25 protein-coding genes and 1 riboswitch are annotated in these 23324 nt (G+C 45.4%); of the genes, 6 read left to right on the top strand and 19 right to left on the bottom strand.

The genetic code is table 11. The features are described 5' to 3' along the window. Positions 1-373: 373 nt before the first annotated feature. A complete protein-coding gene (locus tag GJB59_RS14085; RefSeq protein ID WP_142829320.1) occupies positions 374-1054 on the bottom strand; it encodes a metal-dependent hydrolase in 681 nt (226 codons plus the stop codon). A gap of 170 nt (positions 1055-1224) precedes the next feature. On the opposite strand from GJB59_RS14085, the gene GJB59_RS14080 reads away from it, so the two are divergent. Next, positions 1225-2322 (top strand): M24 family metallopeptidase, encoded by a 1098-nt coding sequence (locus tag GJB59_RS14080; RefSeq protein WP_142829323.1) that lies wholly within the window; start codon positions 1225-1227, stop codon positions 2320-2322. A gap of 38 nt (positions 2323-2360) precedes the next feature. Here the strand turns inward: GJB59_RS14080 and ald are convergent, their stop codons facing one another. Then, positions 2361-3476, bottom strand: a complete 1116-nt coding sequence (ald, locus tag GJB59_RS14075) for an alanine dehydrogenase (RefSeq protein ID WP_142829325.1) — start codon at positions 3474-3476, stop codon at positions 2361-2363. A gap of 248 nt (positions 3477-3724) precedes the next feature. Between ald and GJB59_RS14070 the strand changes: the two genes are divergently transcribed. Together GJB59_RS14070 and GJB59_RS14065 are read left to right on the top strand one after the other, a co-directional pair. Beyond that, positions 3725-4231: a universal stress protein gene (locus tag GJB59_RS14070; protein WP_142829327.1), complete on the top strand. Its 507-nt coding sequence runs from the start codon at positions 3725-3727 to the stop codon at positions 4229-4231. A 174-nt stretch (positions 4232-4405) separates the two neighbouring features. Continuing rightward, positions 4406-4780 (top strand): VOC family protein, encoded by a 375-nt coding sequence (locus tag GJB59_RS14065; protein WP_142829329.1) that lies wholly within the window; start codon positions 4406-4408, stop codon positions 4778-4780. Between the two features lie 138 nt (positions 4781-4918). Here the strand turns inward: GJB59_RS14065 and GJB59_RS14060 are convergent, their stop codons facing one another. Both GJB59_RS14060 and GJB59_RS14055 read right to left on the bottom strand, forming a co-directional pair. Next, positions 4919-5857, bottom strand: coding sequence for an NADP-dependent oxidoreductase (locus tag GJB59_RS14060; RefSeq protein ID WP_142829331.1), 939 nt, complete (start codon positions 5855-5857; stop codon positions 4919-4921). 94 nt (positions 5858-5951) lie between these two features. Next, entirely contained in the window at positions 5952-6353 is a 402-nt protein-coding gene (locus GJB59_RS14055; RefSeq protein WP_185960101.1) for a DUF4362 domain-containing protein, read from the bottom strand. Positions 6354-6520: 167 nt separating this feature from the next. After that, positions 6521-6564, top strand: a riboswitch (PreQ1 riboswitch). A gap of 6 nt (positions 6565-6570) precedes the next feature. Here GJB59_RS14055 and queC point away from each other — a divergent pair. From queC to queE, 3 genes are read left to right on the top strand one after another with little or no spacing between them, the layout of a single operon-like run. Further along, positions 6571-7239, top strand: a complete 669-nt coding sequence (gene queC / locus GJB59_RS14050; RefSeq protein WP_142829335.1) for a 7-cyano-7-deazaguanine synthase QueC — start codon at positions 6571-6573, stop codon at positions 7237-7239. Beyond that, positions 7236-7661 carry a 6-carboxytetrahydropterin synthase QueD gene (queD, locus tag GJB59_RS14045; RefSeq protein ID WP_142829337.1) on the top strand — a complete coding sequence of 142 codons (426 nt, stop codon included), beginning with the start codon at positions 7236-7238 and terminating at the stop codon, positions 7659-7661. Before queC ends, queD begins: the two co-directional genes overlap by 4 nt. Next, positions 7658-8365 (top strand): 7-carboxy-7-deazaguanine synthase QueE, encoded by a 708-nt coding sequence (gene queE / locus GJB59_RS14040; protein WP_142829340.1) that lies wholly within the window; start codon positions 7658-7660, stop codon positions 8363-8365. Before queD ends, queE begins: the two co-directional genes overlap by 4 nt. 126 nt (positions 8366-8491) lie before the next feature. Here queE and GJB59_RS14035 read toward each other — a convergent pair whose 3' ends face one another. From GJB59_RS14035 to ezrA, 15 genes are all read right to left on the bottom strand, one after another. Next, positions 8492-8833, bottom strand: a complete 342-nt coding sequence (locus GJB59_RS14035) for a zinc ribbon domain-containing protein YjdM (RefSeq protein WP_142829342.1) — start codon at positions 8831-8833, stop codon at positions 8492-8494. Positions 8834-8930: 97 nt separating this feature from the next. Continuing rightward, positions 8931-9350, bottom strand: a complete 420-nt coding sequence (locus GJB59_RS14030; RefSeq protein WP_142829344.1) for a universal stress protein — start codon at positions 9348-9350, stop codon at positions 8931-8933. A 140-nt stretch (positions 9351-9490) separates the two neighbouring features. Beyond that, positions 9491-10876 (bottom strand): Na+/H+ antiporter NhaC, encoded by a 1386-nt coding sequence (gene nhaC, locus GJB59_RS14025; protein ID WP_142829346.1) that lies wholly within the window; start codon positions 10874-10876, stop codon positions 9491-9493. 321 nt (positions 10877-11197) lie between these two features. Then, the gene (locus GJB59_RS14020; protein WP_142829348.1) at positions 11198-11719 is read right to left on the bottom strand and encodes an RDD family protein; all 522 of its coding nucleotides are present in this window, start codon (positions 11717-11719) and stop codon (positions 11198-11200) included. 43 nt (positions 11720-11762) lie between these two features. Then, on the bottom strand, positions 11763-12620 hold the full coding sequence (locus GJB59_RS14015; RefSeq protein WP_142829350.1) for a pentapeptide repeat-containing protein: 858 nt from the start codon (positions 12618-12620) through the stop codon (positions 11763-11765). Between the two features lie 132 nt (positions 12621-12752). Then, complete coding sequence (locus GJB59_RS14010; protein WP_142829352.1) at positions 12753-12938, bottom strand: hypothetical protein; 186 nt, start codon at positions 12936-12938, stop codon at positions 12753-12755. 75 nt (positions 12939-13013) lie between these two features. Next, on the bottom strand, positions 13014-13937 hold the full coding sequence (locus GJB59_RS14005; protein WP_142829355.1) for a class I SAM-dependent methyltransferase: 924 nt from the start codon (positions 13935-13937) through the stop codon (positions 13014-13016). 52 nt (positions 13938-13989) lie between these two features. Continuing rightward, entirely contained in the window at positions 13990-14496 is a 507-nt protein-coding gene (gene tpx / locus GJB59_RS14000; RefSeq protein WP_142829357.1) for a thiol peroxidase, read from the bottom strand. A gap of 35 nt (positions 14497-14531) precedes the next feature. Then, a complete protein-coding gene (locus tag GJB59_RS13995) occupies positions 14532-15107 on the bottom strand; it encodes an RDD family protein (protein WP_142829359.1) in 576 nt (191 codons plus the stop codon). 12 nt (positions 15108-15119) lie between these two features. Continuing rightward, entirely contained in the window at positions 15120-16133 is a 1014-nt protein-coding gene (gene sppA, locus GJB59_RS13990) for a signal peptide peptidase SppA (protein ID WP_142829361.1), read from the bottom strand. Positions 16134-16209: 76 nt separating this feature from the next. Continuing rightward, on the bottom strand, positions 16210-17127 hold the full coding sequence (rarD, locus tag GJB59_RS13985; RefSeq protein ID WP_142829363.1) for an EamA family transporter RarD: 918 nt from the start codon (positions 17125-17127) through the stop codon (positions 16210-16212). Between the two features lie 210 nt (positions 17128-17337). Beyond that, the gene (gene mbcS, locus GJB59_RS13980; RefSeq protein WP_142829365.1) at positions 17338-18912 is read right to left on the bottom strand and encodes an acyl-CoA synthetase MbcS; all 1575 of its coding nucleotides are present in this window, start codon (positions 18910-18912) and stop codon (positions 17338-17340) included. Positions 18913-19146: 234 nt separating this feature from the next. Further along, positions 19147-20349 carry a tRNA uracil 4-sulfurtransferase ThiI gene (gene thiI, locus GJB59_RS13975; RefSeq protein ID WP_142829367.1) on the bottom strand — a complete coding sequence of 401 codons (1203 nt, stop codon included), beginning with the start codon at positions 20347-20349 and terminating at the stop codon, positions 19147-19149. Positions 20350-20355: 6 nt separating this feature from the next. Next, on the bottom strand, positions 20356-21459 hold the full coding sequence (locus tag GJB59_RS13970; protein ID WP_142829369.1) for a cysteine desulfurase family protein: 1104 nt from the start codon (positions 21457-21459) through the stop codon (positions 20356-20358). 58 nt (positions 21460-21517) lie between these two features. Further along, positions 21518-23221 carry a septation ring formation regulator EzrA gene (gene ezrA / locus GJB59_RS13965; protein ID WP_142829371.1) on the bottom strand — a complete coding sequence of 568 codons (1704 nt, stop codon included), beginning with the start codon at positions 23219-23221 and terminating at the stop codon, positions 21518-21520. Between the last annotated feature and the right edge of the window lie 103 nt (positions 23222-23324).

The following is a 23324-nucleotide window of genomic DNA, read 5'->3' as shown; positions in this document are numbered from 1 at the left end:
TAGAAAAGTGGAGACGGGCGTTCTGCTTCGACAGGCATAAGACGCTGGGGCTGAGCGGCATTTTCTCAGCCGCTTTGTTCCAGTGGCTTATGTCCCGAGGAGCAGCCCGTCGGAACTGGACAAATGAAATGTGGAGGTGGCCGCTCAGTTCCGACAGGCATAAGGTGAACCGGCAGAGTGGTGCTCTTTGCCACACTGCCGGGTTGACTTATGCCCCGAGGAATTAGCCACCGCAACTGGACAATCAGAAAAGCAGAGACGGGAGTTCTGCTACGACAGACCTATGAGCGAGCAGTTGCAGCATGCAACACCACAGTTGTAAAAAAAATAAAAATACCCGAAAAGCCTGAGCTCTCCGAGTATTGCCGCTTACTTATAATTCAATGCTGCCGCCTGGCTGCAGGATGTTAACTTCTGCATTTTTGACTAAGGACTTGAAATGCTCAGGGTCCTGTTTGATCGGCGGGAATGTATTGAAGTGGATAGGCACCACCACTTTCGGCTTTAGCAATTCAACCGCGTATGCCGCATCTTCCGGCCCCATCGTGAAAAAGTCGCCAATTGGCACGAATGCCACATCAATATCATTCCTTTTTCCAATAATCTCCATATCCCCAAAGACTTCAGTATCACCTGCATGGTAAACTGTTTTGCCTTCTGCTTTAAAGAGGATTCCGGCTGGCATGCCGCCGTAAATCGCTTCCCCCTCTTCTGTTGTATAGGAAGAACTATGGAAAGCTTTTGTGAATTTCACTACTCCAAAATCGAATTCATGGGCGCCGCCCAAGTTCATGCCGACTGCATTGACTCCCTGGCTACCAAGATAATTGGCGAGTTCGACTGGAGCTACCACTTGCGCATTATTGCTTTTGGCTAATTCAATAGTATCCCCCACATGATCGTTATGGGCATGTGTCAAAAGAATGGCATCCGGCTTTTCATCGGCTGCCTTCAAATCGGTCAATTCGTTGCCACTAATAAATGGATCTATTAAAATCGTGAACTCACCTGTTTTGATTTTTACAACTGAATGGCCGTGATATGAAATATGCATACTATCCCTCCAATGAATTTGTTGATGGTTACTGGAAAAGTTGAACTCATTATTTTTAATGATAGCTATTCTGCTGTGGATATTCCACAAGTGAAAGCTGATAGTTCAACTCACATAGCTGTTTTATACCCTGATTTTTGATATGCTACACATGTAGAGGAGGAATACATATGACTAAAATCAAGCAATTACAAAACTATTTAAAAGAGCAATCGATCGACGCGGCGTTTATTACCGATCCCTATAACGTCTTTTACGTCAGCGGCTTCCAAAGCAATCCCCATGAGCGCCTGCTGGGTGTCATGGTATTCGCTGAGGCCGAACCCTTTTTGATCTGTCCGAAAATGGAAATGCCGGATGCAAAAAATGCCGGATGGGCCGGCGAAATTGTCGGCCACGAAGACACGCAAAATTCCATGGAGATCTTACACGATACCGCCCAGTCTCGCGGAATCGATCTGAAAACCATGGCGATTGAAAAAGCGCATATGACAGTTGACCGATATGACGCCATCCTATCACTATTTGGCTCACTTACAATTGTGCAATTAGACGATCAGTTGAATGCCATGCGCGTCATTAAGGACGATACCGAACTGCAGATTTTGCGTGAAGCGGCGGCATTGGCCGATTATGCAATTGAAGTCGCGGCCAAGACAATTAAAGAAGGCATCACAGAAATTGAAGTGATGACAGAAATTGAATTGGCCTTGAAAAAACGCGGCGTCACCCATATGTCATTCGATACGACCGTATTGACTGGCGACAAAGCCGCTTCGCCACATGGCAAAACCGGTGACCGGAAGCTGAAGAATGGCGATTTGGTGTTATTCGACCTTGGAGTTGTCCATAAAGGCTATTGCTCGGACATCACCCGTACACTGGCGCTTGGCGAACCTGGAGAAGAGCAAAAAGCAGTCTATGATCTCGTACTGCAAGCGGAGTTGGCTGCCCTCGAAGCGGTCAAACCTGGCGTCACAGCAGCCCAACTGGATCAGATTTCACGCAAAGTCATTACGGATGCCGGATACGGGGAGTATTTCACACACCGCCTCGGCCATGGGCTTGGCATATCGGTACACGAATTCCCTTCTATTCACGGAGCAAATCCAATGGCAATGGAAAAAGGAATGGTCTTTACACTGGAACCTGGCATCTATGTTCCTGGAAAAGTCGGTGTCCGCATTGAAGACGATGTAGCCGTTACAGAAGATGGCTACGAGGTATTGACGAAATTCCCGAAAGAACTTCAAATTATCACAAATTAATAAAAAAAGCGGCACCGGAAAGATTCCGGTGCCGCTTTTTAGCCTAAAATCTCATCAACTGATTTGTACTGCAATCCTTGATCCGCAGCTACCGCTTGATAAGTAATGTGTCCTGCCAGCGTGTTGACCCCTTTTTTCAGCGCGTCGTTGTCCCGGACCGCCTGAACAAATCCTTTATTAGCAATTTGGACTGCGTACGGCACCGTAACGTTTGTCAATCCGATAGTCGAAGTTCTAGGAACAGCTCCAGGCATATTCGCCACAGCGTAATGGACTACTCCGTGTTTTACATAGGTAGGATCGGCATGTGTCGTAATACGGTCGCTGGTCTCAAAAATTCCGCCTTGGTCAATGGCAATATCAACAACAACTGACCCCGGCTTCATCGATTGGATCATTTCCTCCGTCACCAGCTTGGGTGCCTTGGCGCCAGGAATCAATACGGCTCCAATGACCAGGTCCGCTTTTCTGACAGATTCGGCAATATTCAGCGGGTTGGACATCAGCGTTTGGACATCCTGTCCGAACTGATCATCCAATTGGCGCAGGCGATCCGGATTTAAATCCAAAATTGTGACGCTGGCCCCCATGCCCACGGCCACTTTTGCAGCATTGGTTCCGGCAACGCCGGCACCGATCACACAGACATTGCCGCGTCCAACACCTGGAATACCGCCCAGCAGAATACCGGCGCCTCCATGTATCTTCTCCAGAAATTGCGCCCCGATCTGCGTTGACATCCGTCCTGCCACTTCGCTCATTGGCGTCAGCAAAGGCAGGGAATTATTCGGCAGCTGCACCGTTTCATAAGCAATGCCCGTCACTTTTGCAGTCAACAGCGCTTGTGTCAATTCTTTTTCCGGTGCCAAATGCAGGTAAGTGAATAAAATCTGCCCTTCGCGGAAAAAACGGTATTCTTCCGGTTCCGGCTCTTTCACTTTCATGACCATCTCCTGCGCCCATGCCTCTTCCGCTGTAGCAACAATTTTTGCTCCCGCAGTTCTGTAGTCTTCATCGGCAAATCCGGAACCAAGCCCGGCTCCATTTTCAATAAAGACCTCGTGGCCGTATAGCGTTAAGTTGACTACACCGGCCGGAGTCATCGCAATCCGGTTTTCGTTATTTTTCACTTCTGTCGGTACCCCAATGCGCATCTCGAACCCCCATTTCCAGATAATAATCCACTTTAATAAAAGAATTTTCTGAAATCATCTATATTTTAACAGAAATAATGGATTTCTGCTCTTATTCGCTACTTTATTACCGGTTATTCACTGAATTTAAAGGGAAAATAGTCGCCATTAATTAGACAAAAAATTCATGAAATTAACTTCAATTTAGCAGGAACTCTGGAACTTATAGCGAATCTCTTAATAGTGAGAGACAAAAGGAGGAATTTAGGATGACATTAAAGTACAGTCAAATTCTAGTTGCAGTCGATGGTTCCAAAGAGGCAGAATGGGCATTTAAAAAATCGGTGGGGATCGCCAAACGGAACAACGCCACATTAAATTTGGTGAACGTCATCGATACCCGGTCATTTGCTGCTATCGAAGCGTACGACCGCTCGATTGCTGACCGCGCTCAAAAGTTTGCTGAAGATTTACTGGATGACTACAAAAAAGAAGCTTTAGCCGGCGGTGTTGAAAAAGTAAACATCGTAGTCGATTACGGTTCTCCAAAAACGATGATCTCACGTGATTTAGCTCAAAAAGTGGAAGCCGACCTTATTATTTGCGGCGCTACCGGATTGAATGCCGTTGAACGTTTCTTGATCGGCAGCGTTTCTGAACACATTGTCCGTTCTGCTAAATGCGATGTTTTGGTCGTACGCACAGAAGAAGCACAGGACGATGCACCGAAGGAATACTATTCAGAAGACAAATCAGGCAAGCCTGAAAACTTTTAACCTTCACGGACAGATTCTTGTGCATTTATAAAAGACTCTGTATTACGGCAATATACATCCGGCCGCGAAAGCTGGAGCGCAATGAGTTTTTTGCAATATCGACCATCTGAGCTTTTTTGCTTGATGGTCTTTTTTTTAGTTAAAGATATAACACGCTGCGAAGGGGCTGAAAGTATGATCAGTAGAATTGGGCAGGTTATGTTATATGTCAACAATCAAGAGGAAGCGGTAGAATTCTGGTCAAAAAAATTGGGGTTTACTGTAGTAGCTGATGAGAATAGCCACGGAATGAGATGGATTGAAATTGCTTCAGCCGAAGGAGCTGAAACAAGCCTCATTCTGCATAACAAAGAAACTGTCGCACAGATGTCGCCCGTAGTAAATTTAGGCACCCCCTCCTTAATGTTTGTCACTGAAAATGCCGATAAACTTTATAAGGAGTTTACAAACAAAAACATAACAGTTGGTGACATTATAGACATGCCTTCAGGCAAAGTATTTAATTTTGCGGACAATGAGGGCAATTACTTTGCGGTTATGGAAAAATAAGTTCCAAGCAAAAAACTTTCGGGATTCATCCAGGCGATGCCCAAAAGCTATCTCAATAGAAAGAGGTTTTGGAAGGAGTACATTCCAAAACCTCTTTTGTTTATAGCTCAGCCTTTCCATATTTGTTAAAAGGCTTTTTTAGGATTTGATTTTGATGACAATTTTTCCACGGGCGTGGTGGGATTCACTCAGTTCGTGGGCGTCCTTCAGTCCCTGCTCGGTAAATTCAAACACATGGCCAATCGTAGGCTTTAACTCGCCTGATACGAATAAATGAGCCAATTTTTGCAATTGCTCACCATTCGGTTCTAACCAAAAATCACTGGCTTTGACCCCATGCTCCTCAGCTTTTTCTGCAGATGGCTGGCCGGCAATCGAAATCAGTTTGCCGCCTTTTTTAAGGACTTTGAAACTCTTGTCCAACACTTCCCCACCCATCGTATCCAGTACCGCATCGAAATTTTCGAGCAGCTCACTAAAGTCTTCTTCACTGTAATTGATCACCCGGTTTGCTCCGAGGGATTTGACCAGTTCATCGTTTTTATCGCTCGCTGTTGTTGCGACATAAGCACCGATGCTGTTGGCAATCTGAATGGCCATGCTGCCGACGCCGCCTGCTCCGGCATGGATCAGCACCTTGTCTCCTTTTTTCACTTCTGCAAAGCCGACGATGCATTGGTAGGCAGTCAAGCCAGTCAATGGAATGGCTGCACCTTGCTCAAAAGTCATGCTCTCCGGCATATGGGCCAACAGTTCCATTTCTACAGGAACGAACTCTGCATAAGTTCCTTGTCGAGTGGTAGCCGGTCTGGCGAATACCCGGTCACCAACACTGTAATGTTTGACGTTTTTGCCGACTTCAGCAATGACTCCTGCAGCATCCCAGCCTAAAATGATGGGAAATTCCCATGGCAGCATATCTTTCAAATAGCCTTCACGCAATTTCCAGTCAATCGGATTGATCGAAGTGGCATGGACTTCAACCAGCACTTGGTTATCATTAATGGCCGGTTTTTCCATTTCTCTTTCTTTCAATTGTTCTTTGCCGCCATAATTGTCGATGACTATCGCTTTCATCTCACATCTCCCCTTTCGTATCCGTTATTATCAAATATACCCTTTTGCAGAAATTGTATGCCTTATTGGAATGTAAAGAAAGCTTTAACAGCAGTTATTCCGTTAAGTCTAGAATGGTATCCAATCCCGCTTCAGGATCACACCCTTCGAGCACATAAACTTCTTCAGTTTCAGAGGACAGGATGACCATCGATTCACATTCTCTTGCGACAATCTCCCCGGAACCGTATTGGTCTTCAGTGAAATCTTCCACCGATTCAATAACATTGCCATCGTATGACAGGTCCTGATAGATAGGGTCTCCTTCTGTTGTGTAGCTGATGATTCTGACCGCGTCCTTTTCTCCATTTTCCATATTTTCATAAAACCTGTATAAGCGTTCTTCATTGGTAACATCACCATGTAAATTTTCGATAATATCGCCTTCGCTAAAAGTTTGACGATTGCATGCAGATGCCACTAGAAAAACCAATAGGATCAACAAAGTTTTTTTCATCCGTATCCCTCCCATCCTTTCTAGATTAGACGCATGCAGCGCGCAATAATTACAGAGCGGTCTGCAGATCATTCTCTAAAACAGGATGTTGCCTGGCACACTGTTAATTTTCATTTTTCTTAATGCTGCTTGCTTGTTGGACAATATGTTATTATTAATCCTGTTCGCTTAAAGAGGTTCGCAAACTCCCTCTCTAAAAAACTAAGGAGTGTCTCAAATGAGAAATGAAAAAGCGGTTGTCGTTTTCAGCGGCGGCCAGGACAGCACCACTTGCCTATTTTGGGCAATCAAAAATTTCAAAGAAGTTGCTACGGTGACATTTGATTATGGCCAGCGCCATTCGGCTGAAATCGAATGTGCCCGAAAAATTGCTGAAGAACTTGGCGTCTCATTTAAAGTACTGGATATGAGCTTGATCAACCAGCTGTCTGCAAATGCTTTGACGCGCAGCGATATTGAAGTGACGGCCGAAGAAGCAGGCGGACTGCCATCCACTTTTGTGCCAGGCAGAAACCATTTGTTTTTATCTTTTGCAGCAGTGTATGCAGATGCACTTGGCTCCCGGCATTTGATCACCGGCGTCAGCCAAACCGATTTCAGCGGCTACCCGGATTGCCGCGATACTTTTATCCGCTCGTTGAACGTCACGTTGAATTTGGCGATGGACAAACAGTTTATCATCCATACTCCATTAATGTGGCTGGATAAAGCTGACGTTTGGGAGCTTTCCGATACACTTGGCGCCCTTGATTTCGTGCAGGAAAAAACATTGACTTGCTATAATGGCATTCCAAGCACAGGCTGCGGCGAATGTCCGTCCTGCAAATTGCGCAATGAGGGACTTGCCCGGTACCAAGCGAAGAAATCGGCGGGTGAGGTAAAATGATGCAGCAATTTTACCCGACAACTGCCCACGACTTTCAATTTGAACTGAATAAAGACCTGCATTTTTCTGCAGCGCATTTTATTCCAAGTGAAGATGCCGGAAAATGCCAGGTTATGCACGGCCATACGTATCACCTCAACATCACCATCGCCGGCAATGAGCTCGATGCGACCGGCTTTTTGATTGATTTTAAATTAGTGAAAGAATTGATCCACAAAAAATACGATCACAGCGTATTGAACGACCATTCGGAGTTTGCTGATAAGTTCCCAACCACTGAACTTCTTGCCCAGCAAGTATGGCAATCGATTCAACAAGTTTTGAAAACCAAGAACAACCGCCCGAATTGCCTGCAGGTCATTGTTCGTGAAACACCGACAAGCTACGTGGTATTTCGCCCGCGCAAGGGGGATCTGTCATGAGGATTCCGGTAATGGAAATTTTCGGCCCGACAATACAAGGTGAAGGCATGGTCATGGGTCAAAAAACCATGTTCGTACGTACGGCAGGGTGCGATTATTCCTGTTCCTGGTGCGATTCGAAATTCACCTGGGACGGCACAGGAACCAGCACCTCCAAGCAGCCTGCCGACATAGTTGAAGAGCTCATCCAAATTGGAGGGGCTGCATTTTCACACGTCACCATTTCGGGCGGCAATCCTGCTCTTCATAAAGGCATCGGCGAATTGGTCGAGTTGTGCCATCAGCAGGGCTGGAAAGTGGCTGTTGAAACGCAAGCCTCTATTTGGCAGGACTGGCTAATGGAAATCGATGACATCACGCTATCACCAAAACCACCCAGCTCTGGAATGAAGACGGATTTTGCAAAGCTGGACTTGTTTATGGAGAAGTTGCTGCATGCCAATGTCAGCCTGAAAGTCGTCGTTTTTGACCAAGATGATTTTGCCTATGCAGAAGGGCTTCATCAGCGTTATCCAGCAGCCCCATTTTTCTTGCAGACCGGAAACGATGATACCGCTACAACTGATGACGCGCAGCTGGTTTCCAACTTGCTGCATCGTTATGAGCAATTAATTGATTACCATATCAGTTCCCCAATCATGAACGACGCCAAGGTGCTGCCGCAATTGCATACGTTGGTATGGGGCAATAAGCGCGGCGTTTGATCTGCTGGATGAAGGGTCGACTTACACAACTTAAGAAATCAGTTTTGCGGTTCAATCACCCTGGCCTATAAAATCTTAAAGACCCTGCCCAAACTTTTCATTAAGTTTGGGCAGGGTCTTTTCAAGTTATGCTTTTTTGACAAATTCCGATTTCAGTTTCATGGCTCCAAAGCCATCAATTTTGCAGTCGATGTCATGATCCCCTTCGACCAGCCGGATGCTTTTTACTTTCGTACCAATTTTCAAAGTCGATGAACTGCCTTTGACTTTCAGATCTTTGATGACGGTGACTGCATCTCCGTCTTGTAAAGGCGTGCCGTTTGCATCTCTGACAATTTTTTCTGCATCTGTACTTTCGGCTTCAGCAAGTGGACTCCATTCATGCGCACATTCAGGGCATACCAGCAAGCTGCCGTCTTCGTAGGTGTATTCAGAGTTGCACTCAGGGCAATTTGGCAAAGTTTCCATTTGTTGTTTTCCTCCAGGCGGCCTTCCGTTGGATCAAGTGCAGACAAGACCGATCTTTTTCATTAGTATACCAGAGTTAACCGCCTCAAAGCCTGCATTACTTTACGACCAGCACGGGACAGTTCACTCCATTGACGACTTTATGGCTGACACTGCCCAACATTATTTCAGAAAACGCATTTAATCCCCTGCTGCCGATAACCACCAAATCAAAGTTTCCTTCGTTTGCAAGTTCGATGATTGCCGGTGCCGGACGGCCATGCAGGATTTTTGTTTTGTAAAAGATTTTTTCGTGCTCCAAAGCTTCTCGAATAGGCTGGATTTTCTTTTTTCGCGACAATTCAAATTCAATTGCCCCGCCGTCATGGAGTTCCTCATGGCTGTCTTCTTTAAAGTCGGAAACGTATACGAGGGTTACTTCGGCCCCTTTAACCAAGGATGCCAATTGTGCAGCTTGATTGCCAGCCCTTGTGGAATTTTCTGAACCATCTGCGGCCAGTAAAATTGACTTGTACATTTTATCTACTCCCTCGACTGTTTTTTCCAGGGCACGGCGATAAATAGGTCTATATAGAATACTATTCGACCCGTCTGCAAAAATCCCTTTATCAAAAAAAGCAGATGATCACTATAATCATCTGCTTTCCAATGTGAATATTATTTGGCTTGCTTGAAGGTCAACGTTTTCCCGGTAAAACCGAATAAAATGGTCAATACCGGCGACAGCAGGCAGAAGAACGCGAACGGCAAGTAATCGAGCGTCGAAACACCGATGACACCCGTGATGAAGATTCCGCAAACACTCCAAGGCACGAGCGGGTTGACTACAGTTCCCGCATCCTCCATCACCCGGCTCAAGTTTTTGCCGGCAAGCCCCACTTTATCGTAAGGCTCTTTAAATGCTTGTCCTGTCAATAAAATCGACAGGTACTGCTCACCGATCAGAATGTTGATTCCAATTGCTGTAAATGCAGAAGCAGCAATGACTGACGAAACCTTTTTCAATAGGCTTTCCACCTTTGCCAACAGACACTGGACGATGCCCAATTTGAAAAACAGCCCTCCCATACTGAGTGCCAGCAGCACCAATGCAACAGTGAACATCATGCTCTCCATTCCGCCGCGCGTCAGCAGCGAATCAATTTCATCGATGCCTGTCGTGGATACATATCCGCTGAACAGCACCGAAAATATTTCAGAAGCTGTTGAACTTTGATGCAAAAAAGATATCATGATGGCTGACAGTGCACTAAGTGCCAGCGTCAGCAAAGCCGGCAATTTCATGATTGTCAGGATGATGAGCACAATCAGAGGAATGATTGTATACCAGTGGATCATGCCGGTAGCTGACAACCCTTCTTTAAAAGCCGTTACGTCCTGAACACTTGCGCCTGCTGCTTCCGGAGAAAGCAATGCGAACAAAATCAAAGTGATCGCAAAAGCGGGAACTGTCGTCCATCCCATGTTACGGATATGTTCAAAAAGATCCACACCGACAATAGCAGAAGATAAGTTTGTAGTGTCCGACAACGGCGACATCTTATCGCCGAAAAACGCTCCCGACACAATCGCTCCCGCCGTAATCGCCAGTGACAGATCCATCGCAGTTGCCATACCAATAAAAGCAACGCCGATTGTTGCGACCGTTGTCAGTGAACTGCCGATCGATAAACCGATCAATGATGTCACAACAAAAACGATGGCGTAGAAAAATGTCATGGAAACCAGCGTGAATCCTGTAAAGATGAGTGCCGGAATAGTGCCGCTGATCATCCAGCTGCTGATGAGGATGCCGATGAAGAAAAAGAGAAAGACAGCGCTCATGCCAGCACCCGCTCCTTCAACCAATCCTTTCTCCAGCTCGCGGTAGGACACTTTCTTAAGAAATCCGTAAACGAATAGCAGCAAAATCGAAAATAGGATTGGAATATGCGGAACCGATTCAAAACGGATGATGCTGATGCTGATTACCAGAAAAATAGTAACTGTTGCAAGTAATGCTTCCCAAAACCTTGGAGTGATGACCGACTTAATATTGTTCATAATAAACTCTCCTTTTCTCTATAAAAAAGAGAAAACCTCCTGTCCCAATAAAGGGACGAAGGTTTTCTCCGCGTTACCACCCAATTTAATGCTTTAACTGAACAAAGCATCCACTCTTTTGCGAAACGATCAAAACTGATGGTGTACTTCACCCGATTTGCTGCCTGAATTCACACCTGCCATCCAGTCTCTTGCTGCTGCACACAAATCGCCTACTAAATCATCGATCGAGTTAATTTATAAGATAAATTGATAAACCTGCTCTTTTAAAAAGTATATTGAAATAGATTCTATCAGTTCTTCCCGGCAAGTCAATACTTTTCAGGAATAATTTAATTTTACAACATAGGTTTTTGCAAAGTAGTCATAAAAGGACTGGTTGTTTTTGGTAAGGAAGACCATAAGAACATACAGCAATATCAATCCGTAGATCAATCCCCCAATGAAATAATCCACTAGCAGCACCTCACCATCTTCCATATATATCATTCGGTAGGCCATGAAATGGGACAGTTCCCAAGGCAAAAACTTCAATGCAATCCGAAAGATTGACTGGCAGATAGAGATGGATCGATTATTTTCATCCACCACGCGGATCTGCATTTTTCGTTTGCCGATCGATTGCTTGCCGACTCTTGAATCCGTGATGATAAAATACAGCGAAACAGGCAGCGTCAGCAACAGAAAACCAGCGAGCTGAGCGGTAACCTGTGATTGCTGAAACCACCCCTGTAGTGAAGGCATCAAAAATACAGAAAAAATCAGCAGCACCGCCAGATATGCCAAAATCAACAAGTAATCGACTGCAAAAGCTTTTAAACGAAGCAAAAATCCCGCATACATCAAAACCCTCCTCATTAAACAATCCGCTATGGCAATGGCATGTTTATTTCTTACACCAATGAGCCGGCCTTGATAGTAAAGCCGGCAATTTAGTGCTGTAGTTTCCTTTTGCTGAATTCAATTGCATTTGTGTCAAATACAGGCTGCCACTCAAATCCGCTCCAGACAAGTCCGCATTTCTCATGTCTGCACCGATAAAATCTGAATTTCCTAAGTCTGCTCTACTCATATCCGCTCCAATCAAATATGCGCCTCTAAACAATGAGCCCTTCATGGCTTTTCCTTGAAATGTTGCACCCATTAAATCTGTACCTTGATAATTCGGTCCTTTTTTCCGGTTCATTTTTTTATTAAAGCGACCTGATTCGAGCCGGACTTCTTCGCTAACTTGGACCAGCAACTCGTTGATGTTCACGCGGTATTGGTGCAAATCAATCGCCAGCAGTCTTTCAGCTGATGCTAAAGTCAATCCATAAATCGCTTTTCTGCTTTCTCGGAGTTCAGTTTCCATTTCCCCTTTGCCATGGCGTTCAATGGCTTGCGTGAGATAGAGCATCATTTCGTGAAGCTGCTGCATAACCGGCAGCACCTGAAATATTTGTTGAGCCGACTGTGGACGGTCTTTCCAGCTTATGCCTCCGAATGTCTGCTGGGAAACTTTCTGCCCTGCACCAAGGCAATCGAACACTGTACATCCGCTATAGCCCGAGAGCCTTAAGTTCCGATGGATGCCGCAGCGAAAATCATCTTCCAGGTTTTTGCATGGAACGCCTGCTGCTTTGTCGACAGGAAAATCTGAAGAAGCTGTAAATGCCAATGCCACACAGCAAAGGCCAAAACAGTTTGCACAATCTGCTTGAAAGGTGTTGGAGTCATATGCATTCCCAAGATTTGTCTCCATATTATTCATCCCTTTTCTTTTTTTCGAATAGTCAATTTAAAGTATTATACTCCTTTTTTCGCAATGAAAAAAGGCAGGGAATGGATCTCCCTGCCTTTTCGTCAATCTTCCATATGTGTGATTAGTTGCTTGTTACGTCCCCATTTTGCGGCGGTTATTGCTGACTTTTTTCGATTGCTGGCTCTTCATCTTTTTGGTCGACAGTGAAGCATTGCCGCCGGATTGTTTGTCTCCAGCCTGGTTTTTCTTAGCTTCCAGCTGGCGTTTTACAGCTTCCTGCAAACTGACTTTTTTTGGTGTTTCGTTTGATTCAGTCATTGCGCATCCCTCTTTTCATCAAAAAATGGTTCATATGGATGTTTTATAGCCTTAGTATAGCATAAATCGGCTGCTTTATTCTTTGTTTTCTTTAAACCAATCGGTCACCTGGGAAAAGAACTTCGACATGGATTCCGGCTTCGACATATTCGGAACACGCGCCAATAGGACTTCCTTTGGAGCTTTGACACCTTCCTGCTTTTTCTGCAAGACCAGGATTCCTTTTGCATGAGCCGAATTTTTGAACAAGCTTTCCGGCAATTCCATAACCGATTGGATATGGGCATGCTTTTTCAGGAAGCTGTGCAATTGGCTCGCTTGTGCGGATTCAAACAAGGCTTTTGGTACGATGAAAAACAGATAGCCGCCTTCAGCCGTATGCTTTAAGGATTGCTCGATAAACAGATGATGTGCAAAAGACATGCCTTCATCGGCTTTCAATTCGTAGGTTGCAGCTGTTTCTTCGTCCGGATAGTAGCCCACCGGCAAATCCGAAACGACGACGTCGACCGGATCGATTAATAGGGGCTGTAAAGCGTCCTGCAAATAGAAAGTGATCGGCTGTTCAATCAGATTCCCGGCATTTGAAGCCAATCGGATCAGCAGGTCGTCCAGCTCTACTCCGGCTCCGGTCAAGCGGCCATCCAAATAGTTCATAACCGTCAGCAGCAAGTTTCCGGTTCCGACAGCCGGATCCAATATGACGGCTTGCTCTTTTTTCACAAACAGTTCCACCAGGTAGCCGACCAACAACCCAAGCGCATCCGGCGTCATTTGGTGATGCGGCTGGACATGCTCTTTCATGCCTTTCAGTACAGCCAGTTGAAGCGCTTTACGAATATCTTCCTTGCTGGCTCCTGCTTCGGGCTTGATGAGTCCATCCAGCCAATTCTCCGTTGTAGTCAACAAGCTTTCCAAATAAGCATTTTCTTGTTCCTGCTGGATTTTTGTCGTGTGGTTGTCAATAAAATAAAAAGTCTTTTCCATTGTTGAATTCATGCGTTCGCCGTCCTCAATAAGGAAACCCACTCTTTTGAGTGGGTTTCTTGTATTAGTTTGTTAATTCTTTTACTGCCTTTAATGCTTTTTCGTAATCGGGATGATCCGTTCCTTCGGGAACATATTCTACGTACGCAACTTTGTCATTTTGGTCGATAACAAAAATAGAACGTGCCAGTAGGCGAAGTTCCTTCATCGTTACGCCGTACGCTTCACCGAAAGACAAGTCCCGATGATCCGACAAAGTAGTAAGTGCATCAACTTTGTTGATTTCTGTCCAGCGTTTTTGCGCAAACGGCAGATCAGCTGAAATGGTCAACACTGCAACATTGTCGCCTAATGCCGCTGCCTCGTCGCTGAAGCGTTTTGTCTGGTCCGAGCAGACGCCGGTATCCAGTGACGGGACCACACTGATAAGACGAATCTTTCCAGCTGTATCTTTCAGTGTCACCGGGTTCAGGTCCGTCCATAGCACCGAAAAATCTGGAGCCTCATCTCCAACTTTCACTTCTCTATTTGGTAAGGTAACAGGGTTTTTCTTGAATGTGACTTGTACCAATCAAAACGCCTCCCTTTCATCATATCTACATCATACTAAAAGGCTCGGGTCTCATGCAACCCAGACCCATCTGGGCGTTTCTTCTGCACCAGCTTGTTTTTGCGGAAAGATTCTTCGTGAACCACTGTTGTGTCCGCGATATAATCATGAATTCCTTGTTTTAACGGGGTAAACCCGACAATCCAGTAAAGCGGCCAAATGGTCACCGATAAGAATCGTCCGATCCACTCGCGGAATAGGAGCGTTGTCCATGATAAATTGTCTGACTTCAACGATACTACCCGGATGCCCATAATCATTTTCCCAACAGTCTGTCTGAAGAATTTTGTCATCAGCACAAAATAGCCATAGAAGACGACAGCTGACAAAACGGCATAGGGTGCATACCAAGGGATGCCGCTTGTTTCAAGACCGAGAAGCGCAAATACCGGCTTGACTAAGATTGATGTAAGCCCTGCAATGACTAAAAGATCGATCAAGTACGCCCAAAACCGCACCCAAAATCCGGCCGGTTTCCGTTCATAAAACAGAACTTCCTCGTAGCTTGGTGTGTCGGGACGATGTGGTGCGACTTGCACTTCTGCTGGTTTATTCGTTTCGTGGTCTGTCATCATGGTCCCTCCTTATTTATCACCGTATAAATACATCATACGCGGAGAACTGTATTCAGTCAGCATTTTTGTAATCATCTGCGTCTCAATGTCATTGCCGAAGAACGAATTTACTTTCATCGATAACAATGAGCCCAATCCTTCTGAAGCACCGTATTGGAATACTTCTGCATTGCCCAAATCAAAGTCGGTCTTTACTTGCTCAATGACGTCTTCTTCAAATCCGAAATCATCTGCCAAGTTGACTTCCACTGCCTGGCGGCCATTCATGACACGGCCATCTGCAACAGCTCTCACTTCATCTTCCGTCATGCCTCTGCCTTCTTCGATAACATCTACAAATGATTCATATGAATCATCCAGCATCTCCTGAAGAAGTGCACGTTCGTCCTCTGTCATGTCGCGCGTTGCGCTCATAATGTCTTTGTATGGTCCTGACTTGATCGTGACAAAGTCCACACCGTAGCGCTCTGCCAGTTCGCCGTAATTGACGCTTTGCATGATGACCCCGATAGAACCCGTCAAAGTTTCTTCATTTACAAAAATCTTATCTGCGGGTGCAGCAATGTAATAGCCGCCTGATGCTGCTGTCGCTCCCATGGAAACATAAAACGGTTTTTCCGTTTCTTCCTGGATTTCAATAATCTTGTCGTAAATTTCAGCTGACTCTACTACTCCGCCGCCCGGTGAATTTACCGTAAGCACGACAGCTTTAACTGAGTCATCCTCTTTGACATTTTCCAATTGTTCCATAAAGAAAGAATGGTTATACCCGGTTGTTCCAAATAGAGACGATGCCTCGCCTGTGTCTTGGATCACTCCGTCCACATTCAACACTGCTACACGATTATCAAAATCTCCCTCTTCTATAACGACTTCGGAGATGCTAGATTGGGTAGTCGCCATCAAGTCATCGACACCCTCTCCAAATCCGCTTTGAAGAAAAGCGAAAGCTGAGTTGATAACCAATGAAATTCCCAATACGGCTGCAGCCACTACTAAAGCGATCCATCTTTTTGTATTCATTTATGCAATTCCCTCCTTGGTTTCTACCTCTTACTATACGGTAAACACTTGCAAATGTTTCATCGAAAAAGGAAATTTAAACCGAAACTTTCCGGTTGGCCTTTCGGATTCCCCGAGCCTCCAAAAATTTCGAGGAAGTGAACAGCACCAAAGCGCTCCAAATCAGCGAGAAGGATATGATGTCTATTGCAGTAAAAGCTTCTCCGTAGATAAAAACGCCGATCAGCAGCATCAGTGAAGGAGCAATATACTGCAGGAACCCAACCATATACAGCGGGATTAACGGGGCTCCGATGGCAAAAAACAGCAGCGGCAAGGCTGTAACCAATCCGCTGGCAACCAGCAGAACATCTGTAGTCAGTCCAGTATGCAAAAAAGATACCCGGTCGATCGACATCAAATAGACATAGTACGCAATTGCGATAGGGAAAACAAACAAAGTTTCGATTGCCAATCCGCGCAATGCATCCAAACGAATGGTTTTCTTGATCAGTCCGTAAAAAGCAAAACTGAACGCCATTCCTAATGCAAGCCATGGTAGTGAACCGAAAGAGACTGTTAATATCAAAACGCCTGTTGCCGCTAACAAAAAGGCGATTTTAATCGCAGGTGATAACTTTTCTTTCAGGAAAATTGCGCCCAGGAGCATGGAAATCAACGGATTGATGTAATACCCCAAGCTGGTTTCGACAATCCGGTCATGTGAGACTGCATAGACATAAAAAAACCAGTTTGCAGAAATCAGGAACGATGCCAGCATCAATAAGAAAAATTTCTTCTTGGAAGACCACAGCATTTTCAGGTCAAGCCATAACTGACGGCCGCCGTTTATGAGTAAGATAAAACCAAGAGTAAACAAGAAAGACCATATAATTCGTCCTGCCAGAATCTCATCTGCTGGAACATGATCGATCTGCTTCCAAAAAATCGGCATGAACCCCCACAATGTATACGTTAAAATAATGACCAAAACACCTTTTTTAGATTCTGTCATCCTGCATCGCGCACCATTCTTTATATATTTTGTATTTCGAAATAACAGTCTCATTATAGGCTGATGTCGTATGTAAAGTAAATAAAGAGAAACTCCCATGAAATGTGTATGCAGCGTACCGAGTGGCAAAAATAGGACAAAAGAAAAACAGCCGGTCATAAGCTGTGCGGGAGCAGTTAAACTCCAGTAACGGCTTGTGACTGGCTGTGCTTATTTATTAAGCTCTTCTTGTTGGCGCAACTCCACACGACGGATTTTTCCGGATGCCGTTTTCGGCAATTCAGCAAGGAAATCGATGGCTCGCGGGTATTTATATGGCGCCGTCAATCCCTTGACGTGGTCCTGCAGACTTTTCACCAATTCATCTGAAGCGGCATGCCCTTCCACTAACACTACAAAGGCCTTGACAATCGTGCCGCGTATTTCGTCAGGCGCACCGATAACGGCACATTCTTGAACCATTGGATGTTTAACCAGTGCATCTTCCACTTCAAACGGCCCGATCGTGTAGCCGGACGAAATGATAATATCGTCCCCACGTCCTTCAAACCAGTAATAGCCGTCATCATCTTTTGAAGCTTTGTCGCCTGTAACATAATAGTCCCCACGAAACTGCATCCTGGTGCGCTCCGGATCTTTGAAATATTCTTTGAACAGGGCGGGCGTCTCAACGTGGACGGCGATATCTCCCACTTCTCCGGCCGCACACGGTTCACCAAAATCATTGATGATTTCCACGCTGTTTCCTGGCGTTGGTTTGCCCATTGAGCCGATGCGTGTTTCCATTCCCTTCATCACACCGACCAGCAATGTGTTTTCCGTTTGACCATAGCCATCGCGTACCTCAAGCCCGAAATTATCCTGAAAGACATTGATCACTTCCGCATTCAGCGGCTCGCCAGCCGACACGGCGCTGTGCAGTGCGGACAAATCGTATTTTGCTAAGTCCTTTTGCTTCGCCATTATGCGGTATTCTGTAGGCGTGCAGCAGAGCACGTTGATGTTGCGGGTTTCCAGCAGTTCCAAATACACGGCCGGATCAAACTTGCCATTATAGACAAAACCGGTGGCTCCGCTTCCCAACGTTGCCAGGAACGGACTCCAGATCCACTTCTGCCATCCTGGGCTCGCTGTCGCCCACACCACGTCTCCTTCTTTCGCTCCGAGCCAATGTTCAGCGGACGTGCGCAGATGCGCGTATGCCCAGCCGTGGCTGTGTACGGCGCCTTTAGGATTGCCGGTAGTTCCTGACGTATAGGAAAGAAAGGCCATGCTTTCTTTTTTTGTCGGTGCTGCTATGTATTCGGTGGACGCGGATGCCATTTCATCCAACAAGGAAATCCAAGAATCATCGGATTGGCCAATGACAAACTTGACGACATTATCCATTTCCATGACATCTTTAAATTGATCCATAAACGGTTCATAAGCAATTACCGCTTTAGCATCACTGTGGTTCAAGCGATAGGCAATGTCTTTTGCCCGAAGCATTTCAGAACTTGGAATGACGGCCAATCCTGCTTTTAAAGCACCAATATACACAACATATGCTTCAATCAAGCGAGGCACCATCACCAGCACGACATCGCCTTTTACAAGACCAGCTTTTTCAAAGCTATTGGCTGCACGGTTTGCACGCTGCATCAATTCGTCATATGTAACCTGCTGCTTTTCACCTTTATCATTTTCCCAGAGGATTGCAAGCTTCCCGTCCCCATTTGCATATCGCTCGATTTCTTCTACCAGGTTATACGAATCCGGCGCTATCAGTTCTTGTCGTTTCACAGTGATTTCCTCCTTGCAGATAGACTGATTATTATTCTCCTATCATTATACAGGAAGAGTTTAAGTATTCATATTATTTCATATAGTTGAACTATTGATTTTCCTACATATCAAAGGACGAAATGTTGGACTTATGAATCATCATTTTAGAAACTGCTATGTAAACCTCTTTCCTATATGAATTAACTATAATTTCCCTACAAAAAAAGCCGCCCATGACAGGCGGCTCCACTTTTATAGTAAATCTTCAAATTGGCTTACTTTAACTCGTGGAAACTTGATGATTTCCCGCTCTGCCACCGCTTCTTCAATAAACTCATCAAATGATACAAAGTTTTCGTAGTACTCCACTTTTTCAAGCTTTGGTTTGGTTTTTGGATTTGCCGGCGTAAAAATCGTGCAGCAATCTTCGAAAGGCCGGATGGAAATGTCATATGTCCCAATCTGTTGGGCCGTCTCGATGATTTCCAGTTTATCGGTTGCGATTAGTGGACGCAGCACCGGTGTATTCGTCACTGCATTGATCGCCTGCAGGCTTTCCAAAGTTTGGCTCGCTACCTGGCCCAAGCTTTCGCCTGTAATAATGGCGCGGCAATTGGTCTCAGCCATTACCAGATCCGCGACGCGCATCATCATCCGGCGTGTTGAAGTCATGGTGATATTGTCCGGCACTTGCTTATGCACTTCCTGCTGAAGCTTAGTGAACGGGATAATGTGCAGATTGACGGATGAACCAAACTGCGAAAGTTTTTCAGCCAAGTCGAACACTTTTTCCTTTGCGCGGTCATTGGTAAAGGGCGGACTAAAAAAATGGATCAGTTCCAGCCGGACGCCCCGTTTGAGCATATGATAGCCGGCAACCGGACTGTCCAAACCACCCGATAGCATCAATAAGGCCTTGCCACCGGCTCCTACAGGCAAGCCGCCAGCTCCTTGAATAACTTCTGCCATCATATAAACCGCTTCTTCCCGCACTTCCACTTTCAAGTCTATTTCCGGATCTTTCATCTGAACTTTCAAATCCGGAAAAATTCTCAATACGTGGGAGCTGAGCTCTTTCATGATTTCCGGTTTTTCATGCGGAAATTCTTTGAAGGGCCGTTTAACGGATACCTTAAAACTTTTATCAGTATCCTGGATTTTGGCGATAACGGCTTCCGCTGTTCTTTTCATCGCTTCAAGATCCAATTCACAGGCGGTTACCGGGCTGAACGATTGGATGCCGAAAACATGCGGCAAGCGTTCAATCACTTGCGCCAAATCCTGTTCGCTGTCTGATGTGATGAACATCCGGTCGCGTTCCGCTTTGATCTGCAGGCTTTCCAAATCGGCAAACGTCTGCCTGACATTGTCGCGCAGCCGTCCAATAAACGAACTGCGGTTTTTGCCTTTTGTTGATAACTCTCCGTAGCGCACGAGGATTTGATTGGTTTTCATGGTGGGTTAAACTCCTTTTATGGTGCGGTAGACCCGCTGAAATGCGCTTTGCAGCGCGATAATGTCTTGTTCTTCGGTAAATGCTCCAAAACTGATGCGGATGACGCCATCCTTAAATTCACGCGGCAGTCCGATTGCCCCTATGACATGGCTCGTATCGCCGCTTTTAGATGAGCAGGCACTGGAAGTGGAAACGATAACCGATTCTTTTTGCAAACCTGATACGAGGATTTCACCTTTTGTCCCTTTTACCGCTATGGCCAAAATATGCGAAGCCGCTCCTGCGGGGCTGACGATTTTTACGCCTTTGAATTCCGAAAAAAACTCACGCAGCTTTTGGTTCCACTCTAGGTGCAATGGATTTGGCTGTGCCAATCTCAGCGCTTTTGCTAAAGCGACTGCATTGGGGACGGAAACAGTGCCGCTCCGGATTCCAGATTCCTGGCCACCGCCAAACTGAATCGCCTGCAGCTTGACACCGGAATATGCCAATAGTCCGCTGCCCTTTAATCCGTGAATCTTATGGCCCGACACAGACAATAAATCAGGCATGGCAGTGGGATCAAGTTCCAGCTTGCCGATACTTTGAACAGCATCTACGTGAAACAAGATGCGCCGTTCTTTCAGCATGGCCGCAATTTCTGCAATGGGATGGATCGTGCCAATTTCATTGTTGACGTGCATAAGCGATACCAGAATCGTATCGCTTTTAAGAGAATTCATCAACTCAGCGACATCGATCGCTCCTGACCAGCTGACTGGAAGACGCGTCACGCTAAAGCCTTCCTGTTCCAATGCTGCCAAGCTGTTTAATACGGAAGGATGTTCTGTTGCGGCTGTGACAATATGTTTGCCACGGTGCTGATAGCTTCTGGCGGTGCCGATCAAAGCTAAATTGTTTGCCTCAGTTCCACCGGAAGTAAAAACAATCCTTTCCATGTGCAGTTTCTCTTTCACTTGGCTGCGTGCAGTTTCCAGCAGGTCTTCTGCCTGATTTCCCCATACATGAAGTGATGCTGGATTGGCATAAAAGCGCTCATTAGCTGCCACAAAGGCATCAAGCACTTCTTTTCTGGGACGGGTTGTCGCGCTGTTGTCCAAATAAATCATGTTCCACCTCCGAAAAGAAAACCACCAGCTCATTCGCTGGTGGTTTACATTTTGTTTTTTAAATGCGCCATGCGTCTTCTTTGACCAGTACTTCAATGCGCTTCATCGAACCAGGTTCAAAGTTTTCAACTGCAGTCGCAGCTTCTTCCAGTGCTTTGGTATAGCGAAGCTGGCGGAACGATTCTTCCGCTCCTTCAAGCTTGGCATCCAACTCCAGGTTGGATTTGCGGTAACGGTTGCCGTATTGGATAATTCGTTCAATCAACAGCACGTTCTCAACCATTTCAACAGCTTTTGCATGGACTTCTTCTATGCTTTTCTCTGCTTGCTCTAAGTAGTTATGCACCAATTTAATATTCAATGGCACTTCACGCAAAGTCTGCATCGTAACGAAAAGATGTTCTTCTGCTTCTTCGAGCCGGACATCCATATCTTCCGGAATTCCAGGAATGTTGGCTTTATGCAGAACGCGATCTGTTTCCTGCAACTTGCGTTTTAATTGCTCGACTTTCGCACGTGCATTATTTTCTTCAATGCGCAGGCTCTTCAATGCCGTCATGAAATCAATTTGCGTTGAGTCCACAATCGAGAGGTCTTCACGAATATGAAGCAATTCTTCCTGAAGGCTGGAATACGCTGATTGGTCTTCTTCCAGGCGTGAACGCAGCAAATCGTAGCGTTTGGCCAATTGCTCCATTTTTTCCATACAGGATTTCGGAATGGCAGCTTCGCTTTCGCTGATCTTGTAGCTATGCTGTACATATCTGCATTCTTCTTCCATTTCTTTCGTGTCGCGTGCCACAACTTCCAAGTGGCGTTCTGTATCTACACGGAAATCATCAACATAATGCTTGGCTTCCACTTCTTTTTCCAGAAGCTCATAAAACGAGTCGATCCGGTCTTTCATTTTTTCAACGGCAATTTTCGTTTGTTCAATCTCGAGCTGCGCAATGTTCACTTTCAAAACTTCCAGCTCTTCTTCTATCTCATCTAATTGAAGCGTCAACTCCAAATGACCAAGGTAGTAAGACTGCTCTTCCATTTCGTTTTTGCCTTGGCGCAATTCAGCAATATAGGAAGGGATTTTCGTCTGAACATCTGCCAATAATGGTGGAATATCATCAACCAGCAAAAATGCTTGTTCGCCTTCAGTAGACAAACTGATAACAATTTCGCGTGCTTTCAAGTAATTGCCTTCGTTAGTCAGTTTCTCATATTCGTCAAACATCGGAATAAAAGATTCAAGTCTTTTTTCCAGCGGTCCTGCAGCAGCACCATAAGAATGCTGATGAGCCAGCAGGTTTTTGCGGGCACGACGGTATTTTTCCTGAATTAAATCAATTTCGCTGCGATTTTTTTCTTCGCTGCCAATCAATTCTTCCAGTTCCACCAGAATCGTGTTCATCTGTTGATCGACATTGTCGATTTTCACTTCCGTATCCTGTTCAAGCTTTGTCGCTTTGCTGAATCGGAAGCGGTTGATTGCTTCTTCAGCGTCATATAAGGAAGCATCTATTTTTGGAATATGCACATCCATGATTTCTGTCCATACGTTGCGCCAGCGTTCAAACATTTCTTCCGTCTGGCCGTTCATGTTCAATTGTTTTACTTTTGTCAATTCTTCAAGTATCGGTTTATTTTGTATTTGCAGTTTTAACTGTTCCAAGCGCTCAATTTCAGCCAGATGTTTTTTGCGAAACATAAAGCCGATGATCATTATCGCTAATAGAATGATGACCGCAATGATGATATACTCCATCATAAGTCACATAGCCCCCTGTTCCAAAATCACATTACCAGTTATACGTAAATGTATTCATGATTCTTTTATTTTAACATGTATTCTACTCTTATGTTTGCCAAAT

The organism is Planococcus soli (genome assembly GCF_016881065.1).
Taxonomy (GTDB): Bacteria; Bacillota; Bacilli; order Bacillales_A; family Planococcaceae; genus Planococcus; species Planococcus soli.
The sequence above is the reverse complement of the archived record's forward strand: the minus strand, read 5'-3'. Positions and strand labels throughout refer to the sequence as shown.

Bases quoted from the DNA above. Each gene is read 5' to 3' on its own strand.
- GJB59_RS14085 (WP_142829320.1), bottom strand. From the start codon at position 1,054: ATGCATATTTCATATCACGGCCATTCAGTTGTAAAAATCAAAACAGGT.
- GJB59_RS14065 (WP_142829329.1), top strand. From the start codon at position 4,406: ATGATCAGTAGAATTGGGCAGGTTATGTTATATGTCAACAATCAAGAG.
- queE (WP_142829340.1), top strand. From the start codon at position 7,658: ATGAGGATTCCGGTAATGGAAATTTTCGGCCCGACAATACAAGGTGAA.
- queD (WP_142829337.1), top strand. From the start codon at position 7,236: ATGATGCAGCAATTTTACCCGACAACTGCCCACGACTTTCAATTTGAA.
- GJB59_RS14035 (WP_142829342.1), bottom strand. From the start codon at position 8,833: ATGGAAACTTTGCCAAATTGCCCTGAGTGCAACTCTGAATACACCTAC.
- thiI (WP_142829367.1), bottom strand. From the start codon at position 20,349: ATGAAAACCAATCAAATCCTCGTGCGCTACGGAGAGTTATCAACAAAA.
- GJB59_RS14070 (WP_142829327.1), top strand. From the start codon at position 3,725: ATGACATTAAAGTACAGTCAAATTCTAGTTGCAGTCGATGGTTCCAAA.
- GJB59_RS14060 (WP_142829331.1), bottom strand. From the start codon at position 5,857: ATGAAAGCGATAGTCATCGACAATTATGGCGGCAAAGAACAATTGAAA.
- ezrA (WP_142829371.1), bottom strand. From the start codon at position 23,221: ATGATGGAGTATATCATCATTGCGGTCATCATTCTATTAGCGATAATG.
- GJB59_RS13970 (WP_142829369.1), bottom strand. From the start codon at position 21,459: ATGATTTATTTGGACAACAGCGCGACAACCCGTCCCAGAAAAGAAGTG.
- GJB59_RS14080 (WP_142829323.1), top strand. From the start codon at position 1,225: ATGACTAAAATCAAGCAATTACAAAACTATTTAAAAGAGCAATCGATC.
- ald (WP_142829325.1), bottom strand. From the start codon at position 3,476: ATGCGCATTGGGGTACCGACAGAAGTGAAAAATAACGAAAACCGGATT.
- queC (WP_142829335.1), top strand. From the start codon at position 6,571: ATGAGAAATGAAAAAGCGGTTGTCGTTTTCAGCGGCGGCCAGGACAGC.
- GJB59_RS14015 (WP_142829350.1), bottom strand. From the start codon at position 12,620: ATGGAGACAAATCTTGGGAATGCATATGACTCCAACACCTTTCAAGCA.
- GJB59_RS14020 (WP_142829348.1), bottom strand. From the start codon at position 11,719: ATGTATGCGGGATTTTTGCTTCGTTTAAAAGCTTTTGCAGTCGATTAC.
- nhaC (WP_142829346.1), bottom strand. From the start codon at position 10,876: ATGAACAATATTAAGTCGGTCATCACTCCAAGGTTTTGGGAAGCATTA.
- GJB59_RS13995 (WP_142829359.1), bottom strand. From the start codon at position 15,107: ATGACAGACCACGAAACGAATAAACCAGCAGAAGTGCAAGTCGCACCA.
- GJB59_RS14010 (WP_142829352.1), bottom strand. From the start codon at position 12,938: ATGACTGAATCAAACGAAACACCAAAAAAAGTCAGTTTGCAGGAAGCT.
- GJB59_RS14030 (WP_142829344.1), bottom strand. From the start codon at position 9,350: ATGTACAAGTCAATTTTACTGGCCGCAGATGGTTCAGAAAATTCCACA.
- sppA (WP_142829361.1), bottom strand. From the start codon at position 16,133: ATGAATACAAAAAGATGGATCGCTTTAGTAGTGGCTGCAGCCGTATTG.
- GJB59_RS14005 (WP_142829355.1), bottom strand. From the start codon at position 13,937: ATGAATTCAACAATGGAAAAGACTTTTTATTTTATTGACAACCACACG.
- rarD (WP_142829363.1), bottom strand. From the start codon at position 17,127: ATGACAGAATCTAAAAAAGGTGTTTTGGTCATTATTTTAACGTATACA.
- GJB59_RS14055 (WP_185960101.1), bottom strand. From the start codon at position 6,353: ATGAAAAAAACTTTGTTGATCCTATTGGTTTTTCTAGTGGCATCTGCA.